At 68.2% G+C, this 5354-nt stretch carries 5 protein-coding genes and 1 pseudogene; all 6 read right to left on the bottom strand.

Translation table 11 applies throughout. The features are described from left to right. Window positions 1-249 (bottom strand): annotated as a pseudogene (locus A9X05_RS28645) (cytochrome P450); the annotation flags it as partial. A gap of 9 nt (window positions 250-258) precedes the next feature. Next, a complete protein-coding gene (locus A9X05_RS28640) occupies window positions 259-1248 on the bottom strand; it encodes an SDR family oxidoreductase (RefSeq protein WP_067785729.1) in 990 nt (329 codons plus the stop codon). Next, window positions 1241-2383, bottom strand: coding sequence for a spirocyclase AveC family protein (locus A9X05_RS28635; RefSeq protein ID WP_067755890.1), 1143 nt, complete (start codon window positions 2381-2383; stop codon window positions 1241-1243). The genes A9X05_RS28640 and A9X05_RS28635 overlap by 8 nt, the downstream gene beginning before the upstream one ends. Window positions 2384-2396: 13 nt before the next feature. Next, window positions 2397-3509: an ABC transporter substrate-binding protein gene (locus tag A9X05_RS28630; protein ID WP_067755901.1), complete on the bottom strand. Its 1113-nt coding sequence runs from the start codon at window positions 3507-3509 to the stop codon at window positions 2397-2399. 84 nt (window positions 3510-3593) lie between these two features. Further along, complete coding sequence (locus A9X05_RS28625; protein ID WP_067785726.1) at window positions 3594-4436, bottom strand: CbbQ/NirQ/NorQ/GpvN family protein; 843 nt, start codon at window positions 4434-4436, stop codon at window positions 3594-3596. A 108-nt stretch (window positions 4437-4544) separates the two neighbouring features. Further along, window positions 4545-5354: VWA domain-containing protein (locus A9X05_RS28620; protein WP_156737068.1), on the bottom strand; the 810-nt coding region annotated here is incomplete at its 5' end.

The following is a 5354-nucleotide window of genomic DNA, read 5'->3' as shown; positions in this document are numbered from 1 at the left end:
CCCGAACGCGGCGATGACGGCCGCCGACGAGAACGTCTCGTTGTCGCGCAGCATCTGCTGGGCTTCCTCGTGGCGGTAGACGATGAAGACGGGTTTGGATTCCTCATGCGGCATCCCGGAAACGTCGAGGCGCTGAATGGGTTCCTCGCGGCGCAGCCGCGCCAGTTCCGTGTACGGGTCGCGCACGTCCCCGGAGACCGCGTCGTCGAAGGCGCCGAAGTCCTCCAGGTCGTCGAATAGCTGTTCCATACTTTCCCCTCAGCCCCCTTGGGTTCCCTTGCGCTTCGCCGCCAGCGCGGCCAAGCGTTGCAGCACCGGCTGCGGCAGCACGCGCGCTGCGAATACCATCGCCCGTTGGCTTAGCGTCAGCGGCCACGCCCCGTCGCGCATCGTGCCCTGTCTGGGTATGCCCAGCACGACCCGCGACATGTGGTGCATGCCTGAAGCCGGCAGGATCCTGTTGGCCGCCAACAGCATCGATGCATCCAGTCCGACGCCGCGGCGGCGGAACGGCACCCGGTCGTCCAGCGCACTGACCAGGCCGTCGGTGAACTTCTCGGGTGGCCTGGCGAGTTTCATCGCGGCCCTGCCGCGGGTGTTCATGGTGTTGTGCAGCCGGGCGTACGGGCCGCCCAAGTCGCGGTTGTCGGTGGTGCCCGCGTCGGTGATGATCTCGGTGTCGTACGTGCCGGCGACCAACACGGTGACGCCCAACCCGAAGGGCGCGATCTCGCACGCCATGGCTTCGCCCCACCGCTCCAGCGCCCCCTTGGCCGCGGAGTACGGGGCGGTGGCCGGTTGGCCGCGCACCCCGGCCGCACTGGACACCAGGACGATGCGTCCCTCGCCGGCCGCCCGCATCGATGGCAGCAACGCCTGGGTGAGCGCAACCGGGCCCATGACGTTCGTTTCGAACATCCTGTGCCACAACGCCATATCGGTCTCCTCCACCATTCCGGCGGCGGAGATTCCGGCGTTGTGCACCAGGGCGTAGGGGGCGCCGCCGGCTTCCTCGATGGCCTTGGCCGCCGCCGCGATCGACGCCGGGTCCAACAGGTCGAGCTGCACGCCGACCAGCCGATCGTCGTCTTGACCGGCGCCCGTCGCCGCCCGCAGCGGCGGCAGGCCGACGTCGGGCGTCCGCATCGCCGCGATAACCCGCCAGCCTTCGCGGTACAGCCGCACCGCCGACGCGAAGCCCAGACCTCGCGACGCGCCGGTGATGACGACGGTGCGCGGCTCAGCCATGCGCGCCCGGGGTCGCGCAGGCACCCACACCGGGCGGTGGGGAATCGACATGGGGCCGCCCGTTGGGCTCCCCGCTGGCCCAGGTCGACCAGATGCCGACCGAGTATGGGCCCTGCGCCCCAGCCTTTTCGTAATAGCCTTGGGGGTCGTACACTTTCGCCTCCGGATACGGCCAGGGGCACGCGACGGAGGTCGCCGCGTGGCTGACCTTGATGACCCAGAACCACGCCCCGTAGGCGAAGTAGGACACGTTGATGATGGCGAACATCACCAGGAACGTGCCGAGCACCGGACGGGTCGGGAAGATCTTGGCCTTCGCGGCCAGCTTCTCGGCCACCGACTTGCCGGTGTCGTCGCGGTAGCAGAGTATCGCCGCCGGAACCATCACGAAGGTCACCGAGAACGACTCCCAGATCAGCGGGAACTGGAATGTCGTGCCGGTGAACACCGAGCCCCACGGGATCACCTGGGAGTAGATGTACATGCCCCAGTGGATCAACGTGTTCTCCAGGAAGGCATCGATGACGAACCCGATCACCAGGACTATCGCCCCCAGGCAAATCAGTGGGTGCCGCGAAACGAAGGCCTCTGGCCCTTTGCGGGCCTGCAGCTTGCGCAGGATCCATATCCCTGGGAAGTACGGCCCGAAGTAGAACATCACGTAACCGAAGACCACGAAGGGTTCGACCGTAGGCGAAATCGACACCAGCGGCCAGGATTCCGGCCAATGCACCAAATCCGGGTTGTAGACCGCGAACGGTGACCAGTTCATGATCGGGTCCTGCCACACGATCAGCGTGGTGCACAGGAACATGAGCATCACCGGACTACCGGGATTGCGGCGCCAGCCTCTGATGAAGACGATCAGCAGCACGACCAGCGCCACGACCGTGGCCCAGTCCAGGAACCCGATGTAGTCGAGCCCGAACGTGAATTTCACCGGGCGGGGCCGACCCTGCACATTCGGGTTGGCGACGCGGGGGTCCAACGCAACGCGGCAGTTCGCGATGAAGAAGAGCGTGAACGCGGCGAGGGCGGCGCCGGCGACCCAGCCGCCCCAGCCCCGCTTGTCCGTCCGCCGCGGGGGCGCCGGATTTTCCTGCGCCGCAAGCGGTGCGGATTGATCGGTGCTCATGTCTTTGCCAGCCTCACTCTCCGAAGCGATCGACCAGGTGCGAGTTGGTGCCGTCGGCGTCCAGCGTGCGGGCCACCAGATAGCCGGCGCCCATCCACGCGCGCCGCGTCCACTTCCCGAAGGAGACGCGCGTGCCGGGGGCACCCGACGCGGCGGGCATCATCTTCACCCGCTCCAGCGCCTCCTTGACCCCGCGCGGGCTGAGCGGGTGGGCATCGGCGAACGCGCGGACGAGGGTGGCGGCAACGTCGTGGTTGACCACCGACACGCAGTACTCGGGCCGGCTGCCCTCGTACCTCTTCGCGTAACGGTCGAGGAAGTCCTGGCCCAGCCGGTTCTCCTCGTCGTACTGGTCGACGCCGACCCAGCCCATGAACGCGTCCCACATGATCGGGTTCACCCAGGCGTTCTGGAATGCGGTGGTGGTGAATCGCGGCGGATCCCAATCCACGGCCTGCAGCGCGGGGTTGATGAAGACGATGCCGAAGCCGAACCCCAGATGCACGATCGCCTCGGCCTTGGCCTCGTGCAGCGTGCGGACGGCGTCGTTGATGTCTTGCGCGGTCTGGGCGATTGCCGCCTCCGCGACGATGCGAATGCCCTTGCGGCGGCACGCACTTCGAAGATTCTTCAGGTAGCTCTCGCCGATCAGATTCTGCTCCACGAGGACACCGATTTCCGAGAGTCCGCGTTTGGCGACGAGGTCGGCGATGAAGATCGGCTCATCGGTCATCGAGCCCTGCGGGAACGCGAAGGTCCATTCGCCCAGCCAGTCGTCGGTGCCGGTGACGCTGATCGCCGGCACCTTGAACCGCTCCTCGATCGCCTCGCGGGTCGGCACGCAGTTGTCGGTGATGTGCGGCCCGAACACCACCAGGCAGCCCTCGTCGACGAGCTCGCCGAACGCATCGATAACCGCCTTGACCGATCCCTTGGGCAGGCCCTCCACCTCGCGATAGATCATCTGCACGGGGCGATCGAGAAGGCCCTGCCCAACGGCTTCTTCGAAGACGAGGTCGAAGCACCGCGTGAAACTCGCCATCAGTTCCTCGGGGAAACCCGGCGGCAGCGTGAAGTCCATCAGGTAGCCGACTTTGATCGGCTCAGCGCTGCTTTCGTAGGACATCGAACCTCCCGAACCTCACGCACGCCGAACCACGGCAAACCTAATATTTGTTCAGACCCTAGCGGCGGCCGTATGCAGCGTCAATCATTCGCCCGCGCCGCCCAGATAGATCCCGATCAGCTCGGCCAGGGCCCTGCCCACGGCCACGTCGTCGGTGAGCGGCCCCGCGATCGCGGCGCGAGCCGCCTCTCGCATGGTGAGCCCCTCCGCCACCAGCCTGCCCGCTGCGATCAGCACGCGGGTCGACGCGACCTCACGCAGGCCGCCGGTTTCCAGCCGGCGAATGGCCTGTCCCAACCGGACCAGGTCCGCGGCGGTGGCGTCGTCCACGCCGGCCTCGTGTGCGACGATCCCCTCTTCGATATCGGCTGCGGGGAAATCGAATTCGATGGCGACCATTCGCTGCCGGGTCGAATCCTTGAGGTCTTTCAGCACGCTCTGATAGCCCGGGTTGTAGGACACCACCAGGCCGAACCCGGGCGCCGCATCGAGCGTGACGCCGAGACGTTCGATCGGCAGCTGCCGCCGGTGATCCGCGAGCGGGTGCAGGACCACCGTGGTGTCCTGCCGGGCTTCCACCACCTCGTCGAGATAGCAGATCGCCCCCTCACGCACCGCCCGTGTCAGCGGGCCGTCCACCCAGACGGTTTCGTCGCCCTGCAACAGGTACCGGCCGACCAGGTCGGCCGTGGTGAGGTCGTCATGGCAGGCGACGGTGATCAGCGGCCGGCCGAGATCGTGGGCCATCGCCTCGACGAACCGGGTCTTGCCACAGCCCGTGGGCCCCTTCAGGACAAGGGCCAGACCCTGGCGGTACGCCGCCTTGAATACGGCCTCCTCGCCGCCGATCGCCTTGTAATAGGGGCGCGACGCCCCGGCCTCGGGCATCGCGCCGTTCCGGTGCACCAGCCCGGACTCGTTGGCCATACCTTCCCCTCCGCTACCCACGGTCAATCGAGCCTATCGCGGAACAGATGTTTGTTTCAAGCTGTCTGACGAGCGCGTTTAGGCTCGGCCATCGGTTGTCGTGGCGCGTCATGACACCCGGCGCCGGACCTCGGCCGAGCGCAGGGCGGACCGGAACAACGGGCCGATCACGCCCGCGAGTTGGTCCGGGCGCGCGATCGTGGCGTGTGCGGCGGTGCCGAACACGCGGCGCGGCGACTGCACGTCGGTACCCGCGCCGATGGTCAGGCACACGCAGCCGATGCCGCGGCGGCGGGCCTCGGCCAAGGCGCGGCGCGCATCGGCGGCGCCGTAGGCCCGCTCGTAGCCGTGGTCGTAGGCCAGCCCGTCGGAGAGCACCACCAGCAGCCGCCGCGACGTCCCGCCGCGCGCCTCCAGCACCGCCGACCCGTGCCGGATCGCCGCGCCGAGGCGCGAATACGCGCCCGGCTCAAGGCTGTTGAGCCGCCGCATGACTCGGGCGTCGAGGTGGTCGTCGAATCGCTTGACCGGCACCACGTTCACCGCGCGCCGGCCCTGCGAGTAGTAGGCGTAGAGCGCGACCCGGTCGCCCAGGTCGTGCAGCGCGACGGTGAGGTTGGCGACCGCCGTGCGCTGCTGCTCGTGCACCGTGCGCCCGACCGTGCCGGCCTCGGCGGCCGAGCCCGACACATCGAGGAGAAGGAGCACTGACAGATCCCGCCGGCGCCGCAGGCTGTCGAGGTACACGGCCTCGTCGGGCACCGACCCCGCCAGCACCTCGACGCGGGCCTCGACCGCCGCGTCGATGTCGATGTCGTCGCCCTGCGCCTGGCGATGGCGGCGGTGCAGACCCATCCCGAGCCGGGACAGCGGGCGCCGCACGCCGATGGCGGCCTCGATCGCGTGTGTCGCCGACGG

Source organism: Mycobacterium sp. E3298, assembly GCF_001666895.1.
In the GTDB taxonomy this organism is placed as follows: domain Bacteria; phylum Actinomycetota; class Actinomycetes; order Mycobacteriales; family Mycobacteriaceae; genus Mycobacterium.
The sequence above is the reverse complement of the archived record's forward strand: the minus strand, read 5'-3'. Positions and strand labels throughout refer to the sequence as shown.